20 protein-coding genes and 1 pseudogene are annotated in these 25,260 nt (G+C 63.7%); 15 read left to right on the top strand and 6 right to left on the bottom strand.

Annotated features, from left to right (window positions below; translation table 11 throughout):
• The first annotated feature begins 116 nt into the window (after nt 1–116).
• The 7 genes from GOW72_RS15155 (at nt 117) to GOW72_RS15125 (ending at nt 7,863) form a co-directional block, all read left to right on the top strand.
• On the top strand, nt 117–1,004 hold the full coding sequence (locus tag GOW72_RS15155; RefSeq protein WP_170367412.1) for a glucosamine kinase nucleotide-binding domain-containing protein: 888 nt from the start codon (nt 117–119) through the stop codon (nt 1,002–1,004).
• Nucleotides 1,001–1,768, top strand: a complete 768-nt coding sequence (locus tag GOW72_RS15150) for a GntR family transcriptional regulator (protein WP_170367411.1) — start codon at nt 1,001–1,003, stop codon at nt 1,766–1,768. Before GOW72_RS15155 ends, GOW72_RS15150 begins: the two co-directional genes overlap by 4 nt.
• Nucleotides 1,769–1,776: 8 nt before the next feature.
• Nucleotides 1,777–2,808, top strand: coding sequence for an SIS domain-containing protein (locus GOW72_RS15145; RefSeq protein WP_170367410.1), 1,032 nt, complete (start codon nt 1,777–1,779; stop codon nt 2,806–2,808).
• A complete protein-coding gene (nagA, locus tag GOW72_RS15140) occupies nt 2,805–3,956 on the top strand; it encodes an N-acetylglucosamine-6-phosphate deacetylase (RefSeq protein WP_170367409.1) in 1,152 nt (383 codons plus the stop codon). Before GOW72_RS15145 ends, nagA begins: the two co-directional genes overlap by 4 nt.
• 152 nt (nt 3,957–4,108) lie before the next feature.
• Complete coding sequence (locus GOW72_RS15135) at nt 4,109–5,026, top strand: dihydrodipicolinate synthase family protein (RefSeq protein ID WP_170367408.1); 918 nt, start codon at nt 4,109–4,111, stop codon at nt 5,024–5,026.
• 3 nt (nt 5,027–5,029) lie between these two features.
• Nucleotides 5,030–6,526: an aldehyde dehydrogenase gene (locus GOW72_RS15130; protein ID WP_170367407.1), complete on the top strand. Its 1,497-nt coding sequence runs from the start codon at nt 5,030–5,032 to the stop codon at nt 6,524–6,526.
• Nucleotides 6,523–7,863, top strand: a complete 1,341-nt coding sequence (locus GOW72_RS15125) for an NAD(P)/FAD-dependent oxidoreductase (protein ID WP_170367406.1) — start codon at nt 6,523–6,525, stop codon at nt 7,861–7,863. Before GOW72_RS15130 ends, GOW72_RS15125 begins: the two co-directional genes overlap by 4 nt.
• A gap of 42 nt (nt 7,864–7,905) precedes the next feature.
• On the opposite strand, the gene GOW72_RS15120 is transcribed toward GOW72_RS15125, so the two are convergent.
• Nucleotides 7,906–9,456 carry a trimethylamine methyltransferase family protein gene (locus GOW72_RS15120; RefSeq protein WP_170367405.1) on the bottom strand — a complete coding sequence of 517 codons (1,551 nt, stop codon included), beginning with the start codon at nt 9,454–9,456 and terminating at the stop codon, nt 7,906–7,908.
• A gap of 161 nt (nt 9,457–9,617) precedes the next feature.
• On the opposite strand from GOW72_RS15120, the gene GOW72_RS15115 reads away from it, so the two are divergent.
• Nucleotides 9,618–11,243, top strand: a complete 1,626-nt coding sequence (locus tag GOW72_RS15115; protein ID WP_170367404.1) for a GMC family oxidoreductase — start codon at nt 9,618–9,620, stop codon at nt 11,241–11,243.
• A gap of 41 nt (nt 11,244–11,284) precedes the next feature.
• Nucleotides 11,285–12,250 carry a cation efflux transmembrane domain-containing protein gene (locus tag GOW72_RS15110; protein WP_170367403.1) on the top strand — a complete coding sequence of 322 codons (966 nt, stop codon included), beginning with the start codon at nt 11,285–11,287 and terminating at the stop codon, nt 12,248–12,250.
• On the opposite strand, the gene GOW72_RS15105 is transcribed toward GOW72_RS15110, so the two are convergent.
• The 5 genes and pseudogenes from GOW72_RS15105 to GOW72_RS15090 form a co-directional block, all read right to left on the bottom strand.
• Entirely contained in the window at nt 12,244–12,909 is a 666-nt protein-coding gene (locus GOW72_RS15105) for a D-lyxose/D-mannose family sugar isomerase (RefSeq protein WP_170359737.1), read from the bottom strand. The genes GOW72_RS15110 and GOW72_RS15105 overlap by 7 nt on opposite strands.
• Nucleotides 12,910–12,927: 18 nt before the next feature.
• The gene (locus GOW72_RS15100) at nt 12,928–13,854 is read right to left on the bottom strand and encodes a carbohydrate kinase family protein (protein ID WP_170367402.1); all 927 of its coding nucleotides are present in this window, start codon (nt 13,852–13,854) and stop codon (nt 12,928–12,930) included.
• 39 nt (nt 13,855–13,893) lie between these two features.
• Entirely contained in the window at nt 13,894–14,874 is a 981-nt protein-coding gene (locus GOW72_RS18980) for a glucokinase (RefSeq protein ID WP_244952458.1), read from the bottom strand.
• A gap of 48 nt (nt 14,875–14,922) precedes the next feature.
• Nucleotides 14,923–16,221: pseudogene (locus tag GOW72_RS18975) on the bottom strand (GH1 family beta-glucosidase); the annotation flags it as partial.
• Between the two features lie 2 nt (nt 16,222–16,223).
• Nucleotides 16,224–17,255, bottom strand: a complete 1,032-nt coding sequence (locus GOW72_RS15090) for a LacI family DNA-binding transcriptional regulator (protein ID WP_093963166.1) — start codon at nt 17,253–17,255, stop codon at nt 16,224–16,226.
• 231 nt (nt 17,256–17,486) lie between these two features.
• Here GOW72_RS15090 and GOW72_RS15085 point away from each other — a divergent pair, with 231 nt between their 5' ends.
• The 6 genes from GOW72_RS15085 to GOW72_RS15060 all read left to right on the top strand — a co-directional run bounded on the left by GOW72_RS15085 (nt 17,487) and on the right by GOW72_RS15060 (nt 25,212).
• The gene (locus tag GOW72_RS15085; RefSeq protein ID WP_170366000.1) at nt 17,487–18,755 is read left to right on the top strand and encodes an ABC transporter substrate-binding protein; all 1,269 of its coding nucleotides are present in this window, start codon (nt 17,487–17,489) and stop codon (nt 18,753–18,755) included.
• Between the two features lie 63 nt (nt 18,756–18,818).
• A complete protein-coding gene (locus GOW72_RS15080) occupies nt 18,819–19,826 on the top strand; it encodes a carbohydrate ABC transporter permease (RefSeq protein ID WP_170367400.1) in 1,008 nt (335 codons plus the stop codon).
• 10 nt (nt 19,827–19,836) lie between these two features.
• Nucleotides 19,837–20,985 carry a carbohydrate ABC transporter permease gene (locus GOW72_RS15075; protein WP_170367399.1) on the top strand — a complete coding sequence of 383 codons (1,149 nt, stop codon included), beginning with the start codon at nt 19,837–19,839 and terminating at the stop codon, nt 20,983–20,985.
• A 9-nt stretch (nt 20,986–20,994) separates the two neighbouring features.
• Entirely contained in the window at nt 20,995–22,650 is a 1,656-nt protein-coding gene (locus GOW72_RS15070; RefSeq protein ID WP_170367398.1) for an alpha-glucosidase, read from the top strand.
• Nucleotides 22,651–22,653: 3 nt separating this feature from the next.
• A complete protein-coding gene (locus GOW72_RS15065) occupies nt 22,654–23,736 on the top strand; it encodes an ABC transporter ATP-binding protein (protein ID WP_170367397.1) in 1,083 nt (360 codons plus the stop codon).
• Between the two features lie 351 nt (nt 23,737–24,087).
• On the top strand, nt 24,088–25,212 hold the full coding sequence (locus GOW72_RS15060) for an extracellular solute-binding protein (protein WP_170341827.1): 1,125 nt from the start codon (nt 24,088–24,090) through the stop codon (nt 25,210–25,212).
• The last annotated feature ends 48 nt before the right edge of the window (nt 25,213–25,260 follow it).

The following is a 25,260-nucleotide window of genomic DNA, read 5'->3' as shown; positions in this document are numbered from 1 at the left end:
CTTTTGTCCACCATTCGTTTCAAATCGTCAACTAACCACCGAAAAGCGCAAAAAATAGCAAGTCTTGGCCATAAGAGGTCTTTTTTTCAGGCAAAAGGTATTGTAAAGGTATCTGTATGGATGAGTCCCTCCCATATCTCATTGCAATTGACGGTGGCGGTACGCGCTGCCGGTTTGCCATGGCCGGCCCCACCGGGCGGCATGATCTGGTTCTGGGAAGCGCCAATGTCTATTCCGATCGTGCGGCGGCTATCTCAACGCTGAATGCCGGGCTGCGGGCTCTGGCCGAGCGTGCTGCGATGCCCGAAGCGGCTTTGACCGGGATTCCGGTCTACGCTGGGTTGGCGGGCGTGACCGACGCGAACACAGGCGCTGAAATCGCGCGGCACCTGCCATCGCGCATTGTGCAGGTCGAGGATGACCGCCGCTCGGCCGTGGTTGGAGCTTTGGGGCCGGTCGATGGATGTTTGATCGGGATCGGCACTGGATCGTTCTTGGCGCGACAAAGCGATGGCTCAATCCGGTTGCTTGGCGGATACGGGGCGCTCATCGGTGATGATGCGTCCGGGTATTGGCTGGGGCAGCAGCTGCTGCGGCGGGTGTTGCTTGCAGCGGACGGAATAGCCCCCGACAGCGCGCTGACACGATCCGTATGCAGACGTTTTGACGAAGACCCGATGCAGATCGTGCGATTTGCGGGGCAGGCGCGGCCAGCCGAAATCGCAGACTTCGCACCCGAAATCATTGCGGCGGCTCAAAAAGGCGATGTGGTGGCCGTGGCCCTGATGCGCGAGGGCGCCGACTATGTCGCTGCAGGGCTTCAGGCCCTTGGTCGAGATGATGCCGAGCCGGTCTGTGCAGTGGGCGGGGTGGCATCGCATTACATCGCCTATCTTTCCGCCGAGGTGCAGAGCGCGATGATCGAACCGGAGGGCTCCGCCCTTGACGGGGCGCTGCAGCTCGCCGCACAGCTGGCCGAGCGCGCCAGATTGGGGGCAGCATGACCGCCGAAACGATCGAAACCTTCCTCAGGACCGGTGACTGGATGCAGCGGGCCGTTGGGCCGCGGTACGTTCGGTTGCGCAAGCGGATCGAAGAGGGCATCGAGAACGGTTTGTTGGCGGAAAGTGCACCGCTGCCGGCCGAACGCGAGATTGCAAACCTGACGGGCCTTTCCCGCGTCACCGTGCGTCGGGCGATGCAGGATCTGGTAGATCGGGGAATCGTCATTCAGCGCCAGGGCTCGGGCAGTTTCGTGGCCGACGGCACGCCTCGGGTCGAGCAATCTCTGTCACGGCTGACCTCGTTCACCGAGGACATGAATCGACGCGGTCTTGAATCCTCAAGCGAGTGGCTTGAGCGCGGCGTGCACACTCCGTCGCCCGAGGAGGTGATGGCGCTGGCCCTGTCCTCGGGCGAAGCGGTTGCGCGCATCTCGCGCCTGCGTATGGCCAATGATCGGCCCATGGCTATCGAACGGGCCTCGCTGCCGATCGACATTCTGCCGCGCCCGCAGGAGGTCGAAGCCTCATTGTACGAAGTCCTGGAACGGGATGGAAACCGGCCGGTACGGGCGCTGCAGCGGATTTCGGCGATCAATCTGGACATCGCCGACGCGGGTTTGCTTGGGGTCGAACCCGGTGCGGCCGGGCTGCGCATCGTTCGAACATCATACCTGTCCAACCGGCGGGTCGTTGAATTCACTCGGTCGATCTATCGCGGCGACGCCTATGATTTTGTCGCCGAGTTGCGGTTGGCCAACAGCTAGGACACATCATGCAACAGCAGATCACCCGGATGCGCCGGGAAATTGATGAAATCCCCTTGGCCGTAGAGCGGCTTCTGAGCCGGGGTCAGGCAGATATTGAGGCGGTCGCCTCGGTTGCCCGCGAACTGGACCCTACATTTGTCGTGACGGTCGCACGCGGGTCTTCCGATCACGTCTGCACCTATCTCAAATACGCCTCGGAAATCCTGTTGGGTGTGCCGGTGGCCTCGGTCGGGCCGTCGATCGGATCGATCTACGACTCGGTTCTGCGCATGCGCCAGGCGATGTGCCTGTCGGTGTCGCAATCCGGCAAAAGCCCCGACATCGTGGCCATGGCCCGCAATGCCCGACGCGACGGCGCATTGACAGTAGCGTTGACCAACGACGCGGCTTCACCGTTGGCCGAAGTCAGCGATCACGCCATAGATATACAGGCCGGCCCCGAACTGAGTGTTGCGGCCACCAAGACCTTCGTCACTTCGGCGGTGGCCGGCTTGTGGCTGTTGGCAGAGTGGGGGCAGGATGCGGCGTTGCTGGCCGCGTTGCGCGACCTGCCCGAGCAGTTGGATCAGGCGGCCCGGATCGATTGGCCCGAAGTGCGTGACGCAATCGGTGCTCACCCGTCCTTGTTCACGCTTGGCCGGGGCCAGGCACTGGCCGTATCGAACGAAGCTGCACTGAAGTTCAAGGAGACCTGCCAGTTGCACGCTGAAAGCTATTCCTCGGCCGAGGTTCTGCACGGACCGGTGTCCATCGTCGAGGACGGCTTTCCGGTACTCAGCTTTGCAGCGGCAGATGCGGCGGAGCCTGCGTTGGCGGAGGTGGCCGACGCAATCAGCGCCAAGGGTGCACGGGTCTTTGCAACCACGGACAGGGTTACTTCCGCGACCCGCATTCCGCATGTCCGCACGGGGCATTCCCTGACTGATCCGCTGAGCCTGATCGTCTCCTTCTACGCGATGGTCGAGGCCTTTGCCGCCTCGCGCGGGATCGATCCGGACGCACCGCGGCATCTGAACAAGGTGACGGAAACCGTATGACCAGCGAACTGCAGGCTCTGGCGGGCGCGGACATTCTGACCCCTGCAGGTATCCTGCAGGATCATGCCCTTCTGTTCGCGGAAGGGCGTATCGAGGGCGTGACGCCTCTCTCGAACACTCCTGGAACAGCGAGGGTGTCGCGGCTGGACGGTGGCCTGCTGGTTCCGGGCTTCGTCGATCTGCAGGTGAATGGCGGCGGCGGGGCAATGCTGAACAACGCCCCCGATCTGGAAACGCTCCGCACGATGTCGGTGGCACATGCGCGTATCGGAGCAACGTCGATCTTGCCAACGCTGATCACGGATACGCCTGGGGTCACGCGGCGGGCCATCGCGGCCACGATTGCCGCCGTGAACAAAGGTATTGCCGGCATTGTCGGGCTTCATCTGGAAGGCCCGCACCTGTCCCAAGCCCGTAAGGGCGCACATGATGCTGCCCTGATCCGACCGATGGCGCAGGCTGATCTGGATTTGTTGCTGGATACAGTCGCGCGGTTGCCGATTCTCAAGGTTACGGTGGCGCCGGAAAGCGTGACGGATGATCAGATACACGCCATGACCCAAGCGGGGATCGTCGTCTCGCTGGGCCATACGGATGCGAGTTTTGAAACCTGTCAGAAAGCGGCTCAGGCCGGGGCGCGTTGCGTCACACATTTGTTCAATGCTCAGAGCCAGATGGGTAACCGAGAGCCCGGCGTCGTAGGCGCGGCGCTGGCGCTTGGCGAGCTGTCTGCGGGCCTGATCGCTGATGGAATTCACGTCCACCCGGTTTCAGTGCGCAATGCCATCCGGGCAAAAAATGGGCCGGGTAGTGTCTTCCTTGTTAGCGACGCGATGGCGACCGCCGGGTCGGATATCGACAGCTTCCTGCTGAACGGACGGCAGATCTTGCGCGACGGCAACCGGTTGACCCTCGCCGATGGAACGCTCGCCGGTGCGCATCTCGAGCTGTTGGACGCGGTTCGCAACGTGGTTGCATTTGCGCAACTGCCTTTGCAAGCTGCTTTCGACATGGCGACCCGGTTGCCTGCGGACTTGATCGGTAGATCAGATCTTGGCCGTTTGGCGGCCGGTGCCCGCGCCAATGTGCTGCATGTCTCCGATCATGGGCTTCTCCGGGTCTGGCAGGAAGGTCAGGCACTGGACTGACGATGTCCACGGCGACCCATGGTCGTCTGATTTTCCTCGACATGTCGGACCCTGGGCCGTTCATGTCGGGAATCTACATTGTGCACATCTTGTATTTTTCTTAGCCTTGGTGTCGGGCGCAAGCTTCACGCGTGCCCGGCAAGAGGATTGAGATGACGCCCGTGTTCAGATTTCAGGGGATCTATACCCCGGTGGTGACGCCCTATGCGGATGATTATAGCGTCGATTGGGATGCCTTGGCCGAGGTGATCGAATACCTGGTCGAGAATGGCGTGCACGGTCTGATCTCGGGCGGATCCACCGGCGAAAACTATGCCCAGACCGTCGATGAAAGGCTGGAACTGGCGCGTTTTACCCACCAACGACTGAAGGGTCGGCTGCCTTTGGTGGTCGGGACCGGCGCGATGTTGACGCCGGATTCGATCGCGTTGGCCCAAGGCGCGCGCCAGATCGGGACCGATGCCATCCTGCTGGCCAGCCCGCCCTATTCGGTGCCGACCGACCGGGAAAACGCCCTTAATGCGCTGGCCATCGACAAGGCAGCCGATCTGCCGGTGATGCTGTACAATTATCCGCACCGCACCGGCACGATGATGGGGGCTGAGTTCCTCGACCGTGTGGGGCGCAGCCGCAATTTCTGCGGCATCAAGGAAAGCTCGGGCGACATCAACCGCGTACACATGCTGGCGCGGGACTATCCGCATATCCAGCTGGGCTGCGGCATGGACGATCAGGCGTTGGAATTCTTCGCCTGGGGTGCGCCGTTCTGGGTCTGTGGCGGGTCGAATTTTCTGCCGCGTGAGCATGTAGCGCTGTATGAGACCTGCGCGCTGCAAGGCGATTTCGCCAAGGGCCGCCGGATTATGTCGGCGCTGATGCCGTTGATGCGGGTCCTCGAACAGGGCGGCAAGTTCATCCAGACCATCAAGCATGGGGTCACGATGAACGGCATCCCGGCGGGCGCGGTTCGGCCGCCTCTGAAGGGGCTGAACAAGGATGACAAGCGCGCGCTGGAACAGGTGACCCGCGTGCTGAAACGCAAGATCGCAGACATCATGGCGGAGGGCTGAGGCATGGGCTTGCTGACACGGGACGAATACGCATCCATCGCCGCCGGGCTGGACCTGCCCGCAGGCGCCTTCATCGACGGCGGCTATCGCCCGGCGATCTCGGGCGCGGTGTTTCCCACCGTGAACCCGGCCACCGGCGCGATGCTGACCGAGGTCGCGGCCTGCGCCGCCGCCGATGTGGACCTGGCTGTGGAAAAGGCGCGCGAGTCCTTCGACGACGGCCGCTGGTCGCGCCTGCACCCGTCGGCGCGAAAGGACGTGTTGATCCGCCTGGCCAAGCTGATGACCCGCAATGCCCGCGAACTGGCGGTGATGGAAAGCATCGACAGCGGCAAGACCATCTTTGACTGCGAAACCGTGGATGTGCCCGAGGCGATCCACTGCCTGAAATGGCATGCCGAGGCGATCGACAAGATCTATGACCAGGTCGCGCCCGCCAGCGACGACCACATTGCGATGATCCTGCGCGAGCCGATCGGGGTGGTGGGGCTGGTGCTGCCGTGGAACTTCCCCCTGCTGATGCTGGCCTGGAAGATCGGCCCGGCGCTGGCGGCCGGGTGCTCGGTTGTTGTGAAGCCGGCGACGGAAACCCCGCTGACCGCCCTGCGTCTGGCCGAACTGGCGGCCGAGGCCGGGCTGCCGCGCGGGGTTCTGAACGTGGTTCCGGGTGGCGGCGCCGAGGTGGGCGAACCCATCGGGCGGCATATGGATGTCGACATGGTGTCCTTCACCGGCTCGACCGTAACGGGCAAGAAATTCCTGTCCTATGCCGCCGAAAGCAACGCCAAGGAGGTGGTGCTGGAGATGGGCGGCAAGAACCCGGCCATCGTGCTGGAGGATGCCGAGAACCTCGACCGGGTTGCCGCCCATGTGGTGAACGGGGCGTTCTGGAACATGGGCGAGAATTGCTCGGCCACGTCGCGCCTGATCGTGCACCGCGCGGTCAAACCCGAGTTGCTGGAGCGCATCGCCCATCACGCCCGCCAGTGGACTGTGGGCGATCCGCTGGACCCTGCAACCCGGCTGGGCGCGCTGGTCAGCAAAGACCATTTCAACAAGGTCTGCGGCTATCTGGACACGGCACCGTCAGTTCTTCTGGGCGGCAAGGCCGAGAACGGGCTCGTCGAAGCAACCGTGGTCGAGATTCCGGACAATGACGCGCTGCTGGCGCGCGAGGAAATCTTTGGGCCGGTCCTGTCGGTGATCGAGGTCGCGGGGTTCGATGAGGCCATCGCGATGGCCAATGACACGCCATATGGGCTGTGCGCGTCGCTATTCACCGCCAATGCCAAGCGTGCCCTGCGCGGTGCCCGCGCGATCCGGGCCGGAACCGTGACGGTGAACAGCTTTGGCGAGGGCGACATCTCGACCCCGTTCGGCGGCTACAAGCAGTCGGGCTTTGGCGGGCGGGACAACGGGCTGTACGCGCACGACCAGTACACGCAGCTGAAGACGCTGTGGATCGACCTGTCGGATGATGCCGACGAGGCGGTGGATTGACGCGGTTCACCGCTTGCCGCCTGCCGGTGCAGCGCGGCCCGGCGGCGTGGAATGCCCTGCTGGACCCGCAACCTGCCGCGCGTCAGCTTTCGGACAAAATCACCGCAGATTTCACCATCGTGGGCGCAGGCTTTTCCGGCCTGTCTGCGGCGCGGCGTCTGCGGCAGCTGGTTCCCGATGCGCGGATTGTGGTGCTTGAAGCTGGGCGAGTGGCGGAAGGAGCGGCGGGGCGCAACTCGGGCTTCATGATCGATCTGCCGCATGATCTGGCCTCGGACGACTATGCCGGGGCGGGCGATGACCGGGCGATGATCAGGCTGAACCGGCAGGCTATCGCCTTTGCCCGTGCGGCGGTCGAGGAATACGGCATTGACCCCAATTATTTCGATCCGGCGGGCAAGGTGAACGGCGCGGCCAGCCCGGCGGGACATGCGCACAACCAAAGCTATGCCCGCCATCTGGACAGCCTCGGCGAGCGGTCCGAGATGCTGGACCGGCAACAGATGCAGGAACTCACCGGGTCCGGGCACTATGTCTCGGGGCTGTATACGCCGGGCACGGTCATGCTGCAGCCGGCGGGCTATGTGCGCGGTTTGGCGGCGGGGTTGGCGGCCGATGGGGTGCAGATTTTTGAGCACGGCGCGGTCACTGGGTTCCAGCGCGACGGGGCGGGCTGGCGCGTGCAGACCGCGCGTGGGCAGGTCTCGACCGGCCGGCTGATCCTGTCGGTGAACGGCCATCTGGAAAGTTTTGGTGTCGAACGTGGCCGGCTGATGCAGCTGTTTCTGTTCGCGGCGATGACGCGAGAACTGGAGGCCGATGCGCTGGCCCGGGTGGGTGGCCAGCCGCGCTGGGGCGTGACTCCGTCCGATCCGATGGGCACCACCATGCGCCTGATCGACACCGGGCAGGGCGGCAACCGTATCATCACCCGCACCTGCGCCGTGCTGCGCCCGGGCATGGAGGCGCGGGCAGCGGACCTGCGGCGCGCAGCTGCTGTGATGCGGCGCAAATTCGACCGGCGATTTCCGCAGCTTCGGGGCATCGCGATGGAGTACGAATGGGCCGGTCATCTGTGCCTGAGCCTGAACGGCGTCTCGGTCACCCGCGAGATCGAGACCGGCGTTTATTCCGCCTGCGTCCAGAACGGGTTGGGTACCGCGCGCGGCACCCTGACCGGGATCGCCGCGGCCGAAATGGCCTGTGGCGTGCGGTCCGGGATCAGCGAGCATTTCGGAGCCGAGGACCGTCCCAAACGCCTGCCGCCCCGACCGTTGTCTGAGGTCGGCGCCAACATGGTGCTGCGCTGGAAGGAATGGCGCGCGCGCAACGAATGAAAAAGGCCCGCCTGACAGGCAGGCGGGCAAGTGGAGTGTTTCCTAACAGTGCTGGTTCAACTCGTCGGCGGCGGGGATCTCCCGCTCGCGCCGGGCGATGTAGTCGCGCAATGCCTCGTCGGTGGCCGGGTCCAGGCGGGGCTCTTGATACTCGGCCAGCAGCTTGCGGGCGTGGTTCAGGGCGCGCTCGGTGATCTCGACTTCGCCCTCGGCCACCCATTGTTCGATCGAGTTGTTGTCGAACAGTTCGGGCATGAAGAACGCCTCCTGGAATTTGTCCTGCGTGTGCGGATGGCCCAGGTAATGCCCGCCGGGGCCGATATCGGATACGGCCGCAACGGCCTCGTCGAAATCGTGCCACTTCGGGCCCTCGGCCATGCGGTAGGCCATGGCGCATTGCTCGGCATCGACAACGAACTTGGCGGTCGAACAATGCATCCCGGCCTCGTTCCAGCCCGCCGAATGCCAGATATAGTTGGCCCCGGCATGGATCACCGCCGACAGCGTGGTGGCGGATTCATATCCCGCCTGCGCATCGAATGTCTTGGCCCCGCCCAGCGTGTTCGAACTGCGCCACGGCACGCCGTAGTGCCGGGCCATCTGGCCGATCATGAAGTTCATCAGGCTGATCTCGGGCGTGCCCGCCATCGGCGCGCCGGACTTCATGCAGACGGTCGACAGGTAATGCCCATAGATCGCCGGACAGCCACGCCGGATCACCTGCGTATAGGCCAGCGCGCTCAGCGCCTCGGCGTTCAGCTGCGCGACCGTCGCCGGCACGCTGGCCGGCGTGTTGGCCCCGCCCAGCACGAAGGGCGAGCACAGCACCGGCTGGTTGCGGCGGCAGAAGGCGCGCATCGCCCCCAGCATGGTCTCGTCCCAGACCAGCGGCGAGTTGCCGTTGCAGTTGCCGGTGGTGACGGGGTGATCCTCCATGAACTCTTCGCCGAACAGGATCGCGCACATCTCCATCACGTCCTCGGCGTTTCTGGGCGAGGTGGTCATGCCCATGAAGGTCTTGTCGGAATATTTGATCGACGAATAGGTGATGCGCAGGTGGCGCTGGCTGATCGGGTGATCATAGGGTTCCACGATGTGGTGAGCCGAGGAATGCAGCGCGGGCAGCATGTGGCTGAGCTTGTGGAACATCGCCAGGTCGTCCAGTGTCGGATTGCGGCGCACGTCCTCCAGATCGCGCAGAAACGGCGCGCCGGTCATCGGCACGAAGATCGCGTGCGGACCGCCCAGGCGCACATTCTTGCGCGGGTCACGGGCGTGATAGGTGAAATCCGAGGGGATCGTCGCGATCAAGTCGCGGACCAGCCCGCGATCAAGATACACCCGCTCGCCGGCAACCTTGGCTCCAGCCGCCTTCCAGTCGGCCAGCGCGATCGGGTCGCGGAACTGCACGCCCACGTTTTCGAGGATGTCCATCGAGGCCGCGTCGATCCGCTCGACCTGTGACCCGTCCATCACCTCGCACAGCGGGATGTTGCGGGTCAGGCCCGGCAACATGTCAAAGCTGGGCGCGGTACGCAGGGCGCGGCGGGCGGCGCGGCCTCCGGTTCGGACACGGGTGGCGGTCTGGGTCATTCTGGGCCTCCTTTGACACCAGTCTGACCACCGACCGTGGGCGCGACCTGCAGGATTGCGAAATACTGTTGCGGAATGCGACATCGAGCCCGTGCATTGCCGGCGACAGCTGCTAAGCTGCGCTCCGCAGGATCAGAAACAATGCACAGAGCAGACCGAGAATGAATTCCGCCACATCTGAAACCGCCCGGCTTGAGGGCGAATACGACTATATCATCATAGGCGCGGGTACCGCGGGCTGCGTGCTGGCCAACCGGCTGACCGAGGACCCCAAGACACGGGTTCTGCTGCTCGAGGCGGGCAAGTCGGACAACTACCACTGGGTCCACATCCCGGTGGGGTATCTGTACTGCATCGGCAATCCGCGCACCGACTGGATGATGAAAACCGCGCCCGAGCCGGGTCTGAACGGGCGGTCGCTGGTCTATCCGCGCGGCAAGGTGCTGGGCGGGTGCAGCTCGGTCAACGGGATGATCTACATGCGCGGGCAGGCGGCCGACTATGACCATTGGCGGCAACTTGGCAACGCGGGCTGGGGTTGGGACGATGTGCTGCCCTATTTCCTGAAATCCGAAGATCATCACGCCGGCGACAGCGAAATGCACCGGGCCGGCGGCGAGTGGAAGGTTCAGAAACAGCGGCTGAGCTGGGAGATCCTGAAGGCCGTGCAGGACGGCGCGCGCGAGATCGGCATCCAGCCGCGCGCCGATTTCAATGACGGCAACAACGAAGGCTCGGGGTTTTTCGAGGTCAACCAGAAGAACGGCGTGCGCTGGAACACGGCCAAGGGATTTCTGCGCCCGGCGATGAAACGGCCCAACCTGCGGGTCCTGACCGAGGCCGAGACGCTGGGCCTGATCCTCGAAGGCAAGACCGTGCGTGGCGTGCGCTTTGCCCGTGGCGGCATCGAATACCGGGCCCTGGCCCGGGCCGAGGTTCTGCTGGCGGCGGGGTCGATCAACTCGCCCAAGCTGCTGGAACTGTCGGGGATCGGTGATCCACAGGTGCTGGCGGCGCACGGAATCGCGGTTCAGCATGAAAGCGCGGGCGTGGGGGCGAACCTGCAGGACCACCTGCAGATCCGAACCGTGTTCAAGGTGCAAAATGCCAAAACTCTGAACACCATGGCCAACAGCCTGTGGGGCAAGGTGCGCATCGCGGCGCAATACGCCCTGACCCGGTCAGGCCCGATGGCGATGGCGCCCAGCCAGTTTGGCATGTTCACCAAATCCGACCCGATGCTGGCCACGCCGGATCTGGAATATCACGTGCAGCCGCTGTCGACCGACCGGCTGGGCGATCCGCTGCATCCGTTCCCCGCGATCACCGTCTCGGTTTGCAATCTGCGGCCCGAAAGCCGGGGGCACTGCCATATCACCACGCCCGATCCGAAGGCCCAGCCCGAGATCAGGTTGAACTACCTCTCGGCCGAGCGTGACCGGCAGGTGGCGGTCACATCCGTGCAGCAGGCCCGACAGGTGATGGCTGCGCGGGCGCTGGCACCCTACCACCCGCAAGAGGTTCTGCCGGGCCCTGAGATCAACGACCAACAGGGCCTGCTGGATGCGGTGGGCGACATCGCCACCACGATCTTTCACCCGGTCGGCACCTGCCGCATGGGCAGTGACGCCGCCGCGGTGGTCGATCCACGGTTGCGCGTTCGGGGTCTGGAGGGGCTGCGGGTGGTCGATGCCTCGGTCATGCCTAAGATCGTCTCGGGCAATACCGCCTCGCCGGTGATCATGATCGCGGAGAAGGCTGCCGACATGATACGCGGACGGGCATGAGCACGGCACACGGGGCTTGCGGCTTGGCCTGCCGAACATAAATGACCGCCAGCCTCATCAACCGAAAAGCTGAACCGATGCAGGACACATTGATTTTTGAACGCCGGTCGCTGAACGCGGCAAAATGGGCCAGCCTGTTCATGGCGGGCGCCGGGGTTGTGGCCGGGTTGCTGGCAAACTCCGATGCGCTGTTGCTGGATGGGCTGTTTTCGGGGCTCAATTTCGCAACGGCTGTGGTGGCGGGATGGGTCGCCGCCTCGATCCGGCGCGCTCCGGACCAGAACCCCCCCTTTGGATACGAGATCGACGAATCCGTCTTCGTAATGTTCCGCAGCCTGCTGTTGTTCGGGATCATCCTGATGGCAGCCGGTTCGGCGGTGAACCGTCTGCTGGCCTATGCCAAGACGGGCGAAGCCGCGCCGGTGGTTCTGGAATGGATCCTGATCTATGCCGGCTCGATGGCGGCGATCTGTCTGACGCTGTTCGCCTATCATCGCTGGAACTGGCGCCGCACCGGCAAAACCAGCGATCTGCTGCGGGTCGAGTCCCGGGCCGCGATGGTCGACGGGGTGCTGAGCCTTGGGGCCGGGGCGGCGTTTTTCGCGATCAACCTGCTTGAGGGCGGGCCGCTTGCCGGTCTGGTTCCGGTGTCGGATGCGCTGGTGGTGTTGTTGCTGTGCCTGGCGCTGCTGCCGCAGCCCATCAAGGTGTTTCTGGGCGCGCTGCGCGATATCGTGGGTGTGGCGCTGCCGGCCGATGCCCGGGCCGAGATCATTGAGCAGGCCCGCCGGATCTGTGCAGACAGCCAGTTTCAGGTGCTGGACGTGGCGACGGTGCGCAGCGGGCGGGCGCTGTTCCACCTTGTCTATCTGAAACCCGCCGAACCCGTGACGATCGAAGCCTTCGAGGCCGTCCGCAACCGGCTGGCCCAGGCCGCAAGCCCGGGCCGGGTCGCGTTGACGCTGGCCTCGGATCCGCCCTTTGGTCCGGCCCCGCGCGCTCAGTAATCGGCGACCAGCAGGAATTCGGGCGCGGTGTCTTCCTCGATCGTGGCAAAGCGCGGGATCGGCTGTTCGAACACGTTGTCGGTGCGGTCGTCATTGACGGTCGAGACCTCGCCGATCAGACAATCGCCCTTTTCCGCCCAGAAGGCGTGCCAGATGCCGGGCATGAGCGTGACGCTTTCGCCCGGTTTCAGGCGCAGATGCTCGCCGGGCTGGATGGTCACCGGGCAGGCGTCGCTGGGCACGGTGACGGGGGTGTCGCGGTCGATGCTGCCATCGGGGGCCGAGGCGTAGATCTCCATCACCAGATCGCCGCCGCCGCGGTTGATGATGTCTTCGGCCTTGACGATGTGGCGATGCATCGGCGACAGCTGTTTGTCACGCGAAATCAACAACTTCTCGGCATAGAGCATGCCCCGCCCTGCGCTCAGGTCCTTTTCGTCGCCATTGCGCAGGGTGAACAGGAACAGGCCCAGTTCGTCGAACCTGCCCTGGCCGTAATCGGTGATGTCCCAGCCAAGGCCACGGGCGCGGATGCCGGCGGCCTGCGGGCTGCGCATCTGCTCGGGCGTCCAGTCGGCAAAGGGCGGCAGGGCAAAGCCGAACGAATTGATGAAGGCTTGCGCCTCGGCCTTGATGCGGTTGATCTCGGATCGTTTCATATCGGTGCTTTCGATGACTTACAGCTCGTGCGCCCAGGGCGGGTTGGCCCCGGCGCGGGATACGGTGACGGCGGCGACCTTGCCGCCCAGTTCCAGCGCGGCGCGCAGGTCGTCGGGCGAGATCGCGCGGAGCGCCTGTTTGGTCAGCAGCCCGGCGCGGTGCAGTTGCGCCAGCACTCCGGCGTTGAACGTGTCGCCCGCGCCCACCGTATCGACCACCTGAACCGGCGTGACCGGCACTGAAACCGTGCGGCCATCGGCCAGATACCCGGTCGCGCCCTGGCTGCCGCGCGTGACGATCACCACGGCGGGACCGGCCTGCAGCAGCAGCGGCACCTTTTCCTCCAGCGTTTCGGGGCCGGGGACGATCCAGTCCAGATCTTCGTCCGAGACTTTGACGATGTCGGCCTGCGCGATCATCCGGTTCAGCCGGGTGCGATAGCGGGTCTGGTCCTGGATGAAGCCGGGGCGGATGTTGGGGTCGATCATCACCGCGCGCTCGGCCCCGTGACGGTCCAGCAGGGCGGCATAGGCATCGGCGCAGGGCTCGCAGGCCAGGCTGATGCCGCCGAAATACAGCGCCGAGGTCGCGGTCAGCTGGTCCGGCATGTCCTCGGGGCGCAGCATCCGCCCGGCCGAGTTTTCATCGACGAAGGAATAGGTGGCGTGCCCGTCCTGCAGTTGTACGAAGGCCAACGTGGTCGGACGGTCCGAAAGAACAACCTGCGAGCCATCCACATGACTGTCTTTCAGGGCCTGCGCCAGTTGCTGGCCGAACATGTCGCGCGACAACCCGGTCAGCATTCCGGCAGGCGCACCCAGCCGGCCCAGGGCGATGGCGGTGTTGAACACCGCGCCACCCGAATGCGGCACAAAACCTTGCGCGCCCGAAACCGTCGGTTCCGCGATCATGTCGATCAGGGCCTCGCCACAGCACAGGATCATGTCCCGGCTCCTTCCTTCTGCAAAGATCTGGCGGTGAGTTTACCGCGCGAGCGCATTTTTGCAGAAGTTGTTAGCGCCAACAATGCCAAATTCGGCCTGTTCCGACACATAAACGCCAAAGCCCTGCCGCAGCGCGTCGAACCGGCCTCCGGCGTTGAAGGCCGCCAGGAAGTCGTCGCCGAACAGCCAGCGGTTCTTCTCGGCCACGCCGCCCACCAAGAAGACGCCGCCTGTGGGCATCACGGTGACGGCCATGTCGCCCATCACGGCGCCCAGATGGGTGGTGAAGATCTGCGCGGCGCGTATGGCGAGCGGATCGGACCCGTCGCGCGCGGCCTGCAGGATGTCCTTGGCGGGCAGGACGGGCGTTTCGGGCTGGCCTGCGGCCATGCCCACGGCACGATACAGGATCGGCAGGCCCGTGCCGCTGAGGAACATCTCGGCCTCGAGCGTCAGGCTGTCGCCGAAGAAACACTCGGGCGCGATCCGGCGGGCGGCTTCGAACACGTCCACCTCGTCGCGGGTACGGGGCGACAGACCGACATGGCCGCCCTCGCCCGAGACGGTGTGATAGTGGCCTTCGGAATACAAAAGCGCGCCGACGCCCAGCCCGGTGCCGGGGCCGACCACCAGTCGGGTGCCCTTGGGCGGGGTCGGGTCGCCCTGCAGGGCCTGCACGTCGTCGCCGGTGATCTCGGCCACCGACCAGGCGGCGGCGGTGAAGTCGTTGATGACAAAGGTGTGGTCCGCGCCGGTGGCCGAGGCGATGTCAGCCTCGGACAGGTCCAGATTGGCATTGGTCAGACGGATCGTGCCATTGCGCACCGGGCCCGCGCCCGCGGCGACCACGGCGCGCGGCGGGGTTCCTATCTCGGCGTACAGGTCGTGCAGGGCGGCCAGAAACTCGGGCAGCGTGCCGGTGGGCGATTTGCGCAGATCGGTGAGCGTGCCATTGGTGACGACCCCCAGCCGCGTGTTGGTGCCGCCGATATCGGCCACCAGGTTCCAGTGGTCGTGCATCGCGCCCTTGGGCTGCGCCATCGGCACCGAGACCGGATCGCCCTGGGCCAAAGCGGCCTGCATCGCCCGGAACGAGGCCTTGGGGCGCCGTTCCAGCGTGTCGAAATCGACATCGACCAGGCCGAACCGCTTCTCGTATCCCAGCGCCCATTCGTAATTGTCCAGCAGCGACCAGATGAAATAGCCCGTGACCGGGACGCCCTGATCCAGCGCGTCCTGCACCGCGGCCAGATGCTGATTCAGATAGTCGATGCGGTCGTCATCCTGCTGCCGCTCGGGGCTGGCCATGCCGTTTTCGGTGACATAGATCGGCAGATCGCCCGTGTAGTCCCGGGCCGTACGGGTCAGGAACCGAGTCAGCGCGCTTGGCTCGATCTCCCAGCCCATCTGCGTCTTGGGCAGGGGGCCGGGGATCTCTTGGAGGCTGGGCCAGGGCGTGTCGGCGGGCGCGATCAGCTTGCGGGTATAGTAGTTCAGCCCGCACCAGTCGACCGGCGTGCCGATCGTGTCGAAATCATCCTGCCACCCGTCGGGCAGGTGGGCCTGCAGCCCCTGCAGGACATTCTCGGGGTAGGCCTTGTTGAAAACGCCGCCCAGGAAGAACCGGTTGTAGATGCCGTCGTACAGATCGGCGGCTTCGCGGGCCTCGGGGGTGTCATCGGCAGGTTCGGCCCATTCAAGGTTGAACACCGCGCCCAGGTTCGACATGCCAAGGCCCCGCATCGCCTGAATCGCGCGGCCGTGGGCCAGAAGGACGTGATGCATGGCGCGGGCCGTGGCGCGGATGTCGCGCAGGCCGGGGGCATGGTGGCCTTCGAAATGGCTCAGCCAGCTGACGCACCAGGGCTCGTTTATCGGGGCGACGCTGTACATGCGGTCGCCGATGCGGCCCATGATGATCTCGGTGAAATCGGCGAACCAGTGGGCGATGTCACGGTTGCGCCAACCGCCCAGATCAACCAGCGGCGAGGGCAGTTCCCAATGATACAGGGTGGCGCAGGGGCGGATGCCGCGTTCCAGCAGGGCGTCGGCCAACCGGTCATAATAGTCCAGCCCGGCCTGATTCACCGGCCCGCGCCCTTCGGGCAGCACGCGCGCCCAGCTGGTGGAAAAACGATAGCAGTCGAACCCGGCCTCGCGGATCAGGTCGAAATCCTGTTCGTACCGGTGCAGGTGGTCGCAGGCGAGATCGCCGTTTTCGGCGCGCACCACGTTGCCGGGCGTGGCTGCGAAACTGTCCCAATGGGTCGGGCCGGCGCCGCCCTGTGCGTGGCCTTCGATCTGATAGGCAGAGGTTGCGACACCAAAGAGAAAGTCTTTGGGGAAATCAGCGCGGGTGTACTTCATGTTCAGAACCTGTTGGGGGCGGGACCAGTCGAGCCGCCGACTACCAGTTCGGCCTCGAGCAATCTAGTCTTGGCCGGGTCGTGGGGCGCGCGGATGCGCTCGATCAGCATCTCGGCGGCCAGTTCGCCGGCGTGGCGCACCGAAGACCGGGTGGCGGTAAAGATCGGAACGTCCTGCCCGTTCTTCAGATAGGACAGGTCGTCGTCATGTGCGATCACCGACACGTCGCGGCCCATTTTCAGCCCGGCCTCGTCCAGCGCGCGCCGCACCCCGATCGCCGAGATCATCGACGAGGTCAGGATCGCGGTCGGCGGATCGTCCAGCCGCAGCATGTCGCGGGTTTCGTGATGGCCATAGACTTCGGTCATCTCGGCGCTGCGCATCAGGGCCGGGTCGGGCGACAGACCGGCTTGTTTCAGCGCCTCAAGATACCCGTCGCGGCGCCTTTGGGCAAAATCCATGTCTTCCAGACCGTTGATCAGCGCGATCCGCCGGTGGCCCAGGTCGATCAGAAAGCGGGTCGCACGCAGGAACGAGCTTTTGTTGTTCACGTCGATCCAGTCATAGGGCACGCTGACGCCGGTCGACCGGCCATGCACGATGAACGGCACCTGCATCCGAGTCAGAACCTCGATCCGCGGCTCGTTCACTTTGGGGCCCTGCAGCACCACGCCGTCGACCGCACCGCGTTGGAACAGGCTGCGATAGGCGTCTTCGATCGAGGTGTCGTCGGCATTGGTGAACATCATGTCGTAGCCGTGCTCGGCATATTTCTTGACCGCGCCGGCGACGAAATCGCCGAAGATCGGGTTCACCATCTCGTGGCGCGACGAGCTGGGGATCACGTGGCCGATCACCATCGAACGACCCGTCGCCAGCCCCTTGGCGCGGGCGTTCGGCCGATAGCCATGTTTGGCCGCCGCCGCCTGAACCCGCATGCGAGTCTCTTCGTTCACCTCTGGGTAACCGTTCAGCGCGCGGCTGACCGTTGTCTGTGACAGACCCAGGATCTGAGAGAGCTGTTTGAGGTTCATAGCGGTTTCAAAAGGCTTTCAATGCTTGTGTGCGCCCTGTTGTGTGGGGATTTGCGGCTTGCGTCAAGTTGTTTTGCCATTCTTTGCTATATGTCAATAAAACATGGACACGGACGGCCCATGTCAAAATCTAGCCATTGACAGGGCCAACATGTTAGCGGATAACGGCCGCATTCAAAGCGCTTTGAAAACTGAGTCTCACACGCGCGGATACAGTTGGGAGGAAAATCAATGAAACACTCGCTTTTGGCAGGTGCGGCCACGTTTGCCCTGATGGCGGGCGCGGCCCAGGCCGAAAAGGTCACCGTGTTCGGCCCGTGGCTTGGCCCGGACCAGGAGAATGTCGAAAAGGTGCTGGACGGCTTTGCCGCGGCCACCGGTCATGAATATGCCTATGTCGGGTCGGACAGCTTCGAGCAGCAGATCCGCATCGACGCCGAGGCCGGGTCGGCCCCGAACATCGCCGTGTTCCCCCAGCCGGGTCTTGCAGCCGATATGGCCAAGGCCGGGTTTCTGACACCGCTTGCTGACGGGACCGCCGACTGGATCCGGGACAACTATGCCGCGGGCCAGTCTTGGGTTGATCTGGGCACCTATGCCGGCCCGGACGGTCAGGACCACCTGTACGGCTTCTTCTACAAGGTCGATGTGAAATCGCTGGTCTGGTACGTGCCCGAGAACTTTGAGGACGCGGGATATGAAGTTCCAACCACGATGGAAGAGCTCAAGGCCCTGACCGACCAGATCGTCGCCGATGGCGGCACGCCCTGGTGCATCGGTCTGGGGTCGGGTGGCGCAACCGGCTGGCCTGCGACCGACTGGGTCGAGGATATGATGCTGCGCACCCAATCCCCCGAGGATTATGACGCGTGGGTTGCCAACGAGCTGAAGTTCAACGATCCCAAGGTCGTGGCCGCGATCGAGGAATTCGGCGCATTCGCCCGCAATGACGACTACGTCGCCGGTGGGGCCGGTGCGGTTGCAACCACGGATTTCCGCGACAGCCCCAAAGGCATGTTCAGCTCGCCGCCGCAGTGCTACATGCACCGTCAGGCCTCGTTCATCCCGGCCTTCTTCCCCGAAGGCACGGTCGTGGGTGAAGATGCCGATTTCTTCTACTTCCCGGCTTATGAAAGCAAGGATCTGGGCAGCCCGGTACTGGGCGCTGGCACCCTGTGGGCGATCACCAATGACAGCCCCGCAGCGCATGACCTGATCGCCTATCTGCAGACCCCCGAGGCGCATGAGACCTGGATGGCGCTCAGCGGCTTTTTGACGCCGCACAAGGGTGTCGATACCTCGGCCTTCTCGGATCCGACCCTGAAGAAGATGAACGACATTCTTCTGGGTGCGACCACCTTCCGTTTTGACGGGTCTGACCTGATGCCGGGCGCGGTTGGCGCAGGCACGTTCTGGACGGGCATGGTCGACTATGCCGGTGGCAAACCCGCGCAAGACGTGGCGGACGAGATCCAGGCGTCTTGGGACGCGATCCAATAAAGCCATGAAACCGGGCAATCCGACCTCAGGGTTGCCCGACCCATTGTCGCCAGGGAGGGTGACATGCATCCCGCATTGCAAGGTCTGCTGACGATCGCCATCGGCGTATCCGGCTGTGTTGGTTACTTCTACTTGTCCAACCAGTTTCTGGACAAGATTCTGTTCCCGCCGCGCGGCCCGAACGCCGGACGCAACATCAATCGGGCAAACATGGTCCGGCCATGGTTGTTTCTTTTGCCCGCTCTGGTCGCGCTGGGGCTGTACCTGGCCTATCCTGTGGTGGAAACGCTGCGCCTGTCCCTGACCGACCGGGTGCCTGGCGGCGGATACGAGTGGGTGGGTCTGGACAACTACTCCCAGATGATGGGAGAGCCCAAATTCTGGGAAGCGATGCGTAACAACATGCTGTGGCTGATCGTGGTCCCGGCGCTGTCGACAGCATTTGGCCTGTTGGTCGCCCAGCTGACCGACCGCATCCGATGGGGCAATGTCGCCAAATCTCTGATCTTCATGCCGATGGCGATCTCGTTCGTGGGCGCATCGGTGATCTGGAAGCTTGTCTATGACACCCGTCCGGTCGAGCAGGACCAGATCGGCATGCTGAATGCCCTGTACATCTTCTTTGGCGGAACCGACCCGCAGACCTGGCTGACGATCCCGTTCTGGAACAATTTCTTCCTGATGATCGTGCTGGTCTGGATTCAGACGGGCTTTGCCATGGTGATCCTGTCGGCGGCCCTGCGCGGCATTCCCGAAGAAACGGTCGAGGCCGCCATTCTGGATGGCGCCAGCCCGTTCCAGATCTTCTTCAAGATCAAGGTGCCGCAGATCAAGACGACGATTCTGGTGGTGTGGACCACGATCACCATCGTCGTGCTGAAGGTGTTCGACATCGTTTTCGCCATGACCAACGGCCAGTGGGAGACACAGGTGTTGGCCAACTACATGTTCGACAAGCTGTTCCGCGCCAATGACTGGGGCGTGGGTTCGGCCTCGGCCATGGTCATCATGCTGCTGGTGACGCCGATCCTTGTCTGGAACGTGCGCAACGCGCGCAAGGAAATGGAATAGGGGGTGCGTCATGAGTGAGATCGCAGGAACCCGCCCGGCGCTCAGATGGGCCGTACATGCCTCGGTTCTGTTTCTGGTGGTGCTGTGGGTGGTGCCCACGCTGGGCCTGTTCATCTCGTCGTTTCGCACGGCGGACCAGATCGCGACCAGCGGCTGGTGGCGGGCGATTTTCCCGTCCGAGCAGAACCTGACGCTGCGCAGCGCCGCGCCCGACACCCAGATGCAGAAAAACGGCCTGTATGTGATCGAGGGCAACCTGTTCGACGCCGGAACCAAGGCGCGCATCTCGAAATGGGGCATCAGCTCGCGCGAGATCGATGCGTTTGAGCCGGGCCAGACCGCCGAACTGCGCAAGGGCGGTGCGATCACCGTTCAGGCCAATGGCGACTACCGGATGGAGAACACCGAGGAATTCACCGGCAGCCGTGGGTCGCGCGTCTTCGTGACCGCCGAGTTGCCGCCCGAGTTCACGCTGGACAACTACCACAAGGTCCTGCTGGCCGAGGACAGCACTGACAGCATGGCCAAGGCGTTCTTCAACACGTTGACAGTCACGATTCCGGCCACGATCATTCCGATCCTGGTGGCGGCTTTCGCGGCCTATGCGCTGGCCTGGATGGATTTCCCGGGCCGTGCGCTGTTGATCGCCGCGGTGGTCGGTCTGCTGGTGGTTCCCTTGCAGTTGGCGCTGATCCCGCTGCTGAAATTCCACCTGAACATCGGCATCGGCAAAGGGTATCTGGGCGTCTGGCTGGCCCATACCGGCTTTGGCATGCCGCTGGCGATCTATCTTCTGCGCAACTACATGGCCGGGCTGCCCCGCGACCTGATCGAGAATGCGCGGGTCGATGGCGCCACCGAGTTTCAAATCTTCACCAAGCTGATCCTGCCGCTGAGCTTTCCGGCGCTGGCCTCGTTCGCCATCTTCCAGTTCCTGTGGACATGGAACGACCTGCTGGTGGCCAAGGTGTTCCTGATCGACGCGTCCGGCGAAACCACCGTGATGACCAACAGTATCGTCGAGCTTCTGGGCACGCGGGGCGGCAATTGGGAAATCCTGGCCACGGCCGCGTTCGTGTCGATCGCGGTGCCGCTGGTCGTCTTCTTTGCAATGCAGAAATACCTGGTCCGCGGATTGCTGGCCGGTTCAGTCAAATAAGGGCGTGTGATGAACGTGCAGAACAACGTGGACCTCAAGCACTCAACCAAGACGGCGTCCGACTGGTGGCGCGGCGGTGTGATCTATCAGATCTACCCGCGCAGCTTTCAGGACAGCAACGGCGACGGCATCGGAGACCTGCGAGGCATTACCCAGCGGCTGGATTACATCGCCGGTCTGGGGGTCGATGCGATCTGGATCTCGCCCTTCTTCAAGTCGCCGATGAAGGATTTCGGGTACGATGTCAGCGACTATCGCGCCATCGATCCGATGTTCGGCACGATGGAGGATTTCCAGACGTTGCTGGACCGCGCCCATGGTCTGGGTCTGCGGGTGATGATCGACCTTGTGCTGTCGCATACTTCGGACCAGCATCCGTGGTTCGTCGAAAGCCGCAGAAACCGCGAAAACCCCAAGGCCGACTGGTATGTCTGGGCCGACCCCAAGCCCGACGGGACCCCGCCCAACAACTGGCTGTCGATCTTCGGCGGCTCGGCCTGGCAGTGGGATACGCGCCGGCAGCAGTACTACCTGCACAACTTCCTGACCTCGCAGCCGGACCTGAATTTCCACAACCCCGACGTGCAGGACGCGCTGCTGGACGTGGCGCGGTTCTGGCTGGACATGGGCGTTGACGGGTTCCGGCTGGACACAATCAACTTCTACTTCCACGACGCGCAACTGCGCGACAACCCGGCGCTGCCGCTGGATCAGCGCAACGCCACGATCGCGCCGATGGTCAACCCCTACAACCATCAGGACCACCTGTATTCCAAGAGCCAGCCGGAAAACATCGCCTTCCTGGAACGGCTGCGCGCCCTGACCGATCAATATGACGGTCGCGCCTGTCTGGGCGAGGTGGGCGACGCACAGCGCGGGCTCGAGATCATGGGCGAATACACCCGTGGCGACAAGCGCATGCACATGTGCTATGCCTTTGAATTTCTAGAAAAACGCCGCCTGACGGCAGAATACACCAAGCATGTGTTCGACCAGCTTTTGTCCAAGGCCGGCGACGCCTGGCCGTGCTGGGCGTTCTCCAACCACGACGTGCAGCGCCACGCCTCGCGCTGGGATCTGGACGACGCAGGCATCCGGCAGCACGCGGTTCTGATGATGTGCCTGCGCGGCTCGGCCTGCCTGTATCAGGGCGAAGAGCTGGGCCTGCCCGAGGCCGACGTGCCCTTTGAGCACCTGCAGGACCCCTATGGCATCGAGTTCTGGCCTGAATACAAGGGCCGCGACGGCTGCCGTACGCCCATGGTCTGGGCCGCGCAGGACGAACAGTCGGGCTTTACCACCGGTGCGCCCTGGCTGCCCGTCAGCACCGCGCAGGCCGAACGCGCCGTGGACCGGATGGACGCCGACCCGCAGTCGGTTCTGAACCACTATCGCCGTGCCATCGCTTTGCACCATGAATATCCGGCGCTGATGTCGGGCACCCAGTCCGACATGCGCGAAACCGGCCCGATCCTCAGCTTCCTGCGCGAGGATGACACCCAACAGGTGTTCTGTGCCTTCAACCTAGGCGATGGCACCGCGGAAATCGACCTGCCCGAAGGCAACTGGCGCTGCATCGGTCAGGATCTGGGCGCAGTCGAGGCGCAGGGCCGCGCCACGCTGGCGCCGTCGCAATTTTGCCTGATGGTCCGAGAGAAAGGGTAACCCATGTCCGAGCTCAAGTTGACCGATGTCGCCAAGACCTATGGCAATGTTGATGTCCTGAAGGACATCAACCTCGAGATCGAGCGCGGCGAGTTGATCGTGTTCGTCGGCCCCTCGGGCTGCGGCAAGTCCACCCTGCTTCGGATGATCGCGGGGCTGGAACGTATTTCGGGCGGAACGCTGGAGATCGAGGGGCAGGTGATGAACGATGTGCCCCCGGCACAGCGGGGCATCGCCATGGTGTTCCAAAGCTATGCGCTGTATCCGCATATGACCGTGCGCGAGAACATGGCCTTTGCCCTGAAGATCGCCAAGATGCCTGCCGATCAGATCGACGCGTCGGTGAACCGCGCGGCGCAGATCCTGCAGCTGGAACCGTTTCTGGACCGGCTGCCCAAGGCTCTGTCGGGCGGTCAGCGTCAGCGGGTGGCCATCGGCCGGGCCATCGTGCGCGACCCCAAGGTCTATCTGTTCGACGAGCCGCTGTCGAACCTGGATGCCGCGCTGCGGGTGGCCACGCGGATCGAGATCGCGCGCCTGAAAGAGGCGATGCCCGACAGCACGATGATCTATGTCACCCACGATCAGGTCGAGGCAATGACCCTGGCCAGCCGGATCGTGGTTCTGGCCAACAAGGGCATCGCGCAGGTCGGCACGCCGCTGGAACTGTACGAGACGCCCGACAATGAATTCGTGGCCCAGTTCATCGGCTCGCCCGCCATGAACCTGCTGCCGGGCACGATCACCGGCACCGGTGCCACCACGACCGTTGCGCTGGACTGTGGCGGCACGGCAGTTTCGGCCATTCCGACCCGGGACGCCGACGCCGGCAAGAAGGTCAATGTGGGTGTGCGGCCCGAGGATCTGGTGGTCGCCGACGGTGACCCCATCGTGACCGGGACCGTGGACTTTACCGAAGCGTTGGGCGAGGTAACGCTGCTCTATTTCGCGAAAGCCCCCGGCGCTGAGTCGGTGATCGGCAAACTGCCGGGCATCCATCGTGGCTTGCGTGGTCAGACGGTTTCGGTGACTGCCGCGCCGGAGAAGATCCACCTGTTTCATGACGGCCGGTCAATGCGCAAATAGCTCCGACCGCGTCGTGATTCTGGTCTGAATTCGTCGCAAATTGATTTTTGCGGCTGAAATGGTGCGCATCGATTAGGCGGCTGCGTAAAAAATTCGCGTGATCTCCCTTCGCGACATGAGGCCAGTTCCGATGCGCCGTTAGGTATCGTCGGCCCTTTTGATATATGATCCTTGCGCGAATTCCCGCAGAGTCGCGTGCTGTTTGGGCAGGCTCCGGGCTTGGGCTTCCGAGGGAACTGGACCTAAGAATTTCGCAAACTGTCACTTTTTGGACTGACGGGGCGACCGCAAAACTCTAACGTGACGCACGGATAAAAAACAAAACTCAGTCCAAACACGGGAGAAACACGAATGACCAAATCGTCAAACTTCAGCCGTCGTACGGTGTTGAAAGGGGCCGGCGCAGCTGCGCTGGCGGCACCTCTGTACAGCAAAAGCGCCCTTGCATCTTCGGGCGAAGTCAACATCCTGATGTGGTCGGATTACCTGCCGCCCAGCTTCATCGAAGAGTTCGAAACCCTGACCGGGATCAAGGTGAACTACACCGGAATTGGCTCGAACGAAGAGATCATCAACAAGATGAAGGCCACCAAGGGCCAGGGCTTTGATATCGTTTCGCCGACCAACAACCGCTCGCTGCAGTGGGAGCCGCTGGAGCTTCTGCAGCCGTTCGACATGAACAGGGTCCCGATCGACAAGGTCAACCCGGCGATGGCCAAGATCGGCACCGATGCCTGGAACTTTGGTGACAGCGGCGCGCATTGGCTGCCGCATATCTGGGGTACCGAAGGCATTGCCTATCGCACCGACCTGTGGCTGCCCGAGGGCGACGCTCCGTCCTATGGTGACGTCTGGTCGGAAGAAAACGCCGGCAAGACCATGGGTCGCGCGCATTCGATGATGTTGGGCGCGGGTCTGTACATGGAGCGCATCGGCGAGATGGAGCCCGGCTCGGTCTGGGCCGCATATGGCGACGAAGACACCATGCGCAAGGTCTGGGGTCAGATCACCGACTGGTGCATCGCCCGCAAGGACCGGATCAAACTGATCTGGAACGATGCCGACACCCAGAAGAACGGCCTGCTGAACGAAGGGGTTGTCGTCGGACAGACTTGGGATGGTCCGCCGCTGGCACTGAAATCCGCTGGCGAACCGGTGCACTACCAGGCTCCGGTCGAGGGTGCGATGGCTTGGGTCGACGGTATTTCGATGCCGACCGGCGCAACCAATATCGACCAGGTCTACGCCTTCATTGACTTCGCCTATCAGGCCAAGCCGGCCGGTGTCGCAATCGACAGCCACGGCTACAACTCGCCGGTTCTGGGTGCCGACCAGTATTCGGGCGACACCTACAAGAAGAACTTTGCCGAGGCCTATCCGGGCGACTCGCTGGCCAACCTGAACCCGTGGCCTGCCGAAGCACCGTGGTATGCCGAGACCCGGACCGAGTTCGTCAACAAGTTCAAGAGCGCCTGATCGCCTTGAGATCGCGCCCCTCGCGTTGTCGCGCGGGGGGCCTTTGGA

Source organism: Ruegeria arenilitoris, assembly GCF_013032855.1.
GTDB classification, from domain to species: Bacteria; Pseudomonadota; Alphaproteobacteria; order Rhodobacterales; family Rhodobacteraceae; genus Ruegeria; species Ruegeria arenilitoris.
Note: the sequence above shows the minus strand (reverse complement) of the source record. Positions and strands in the feature narration are given on the sequence as shown.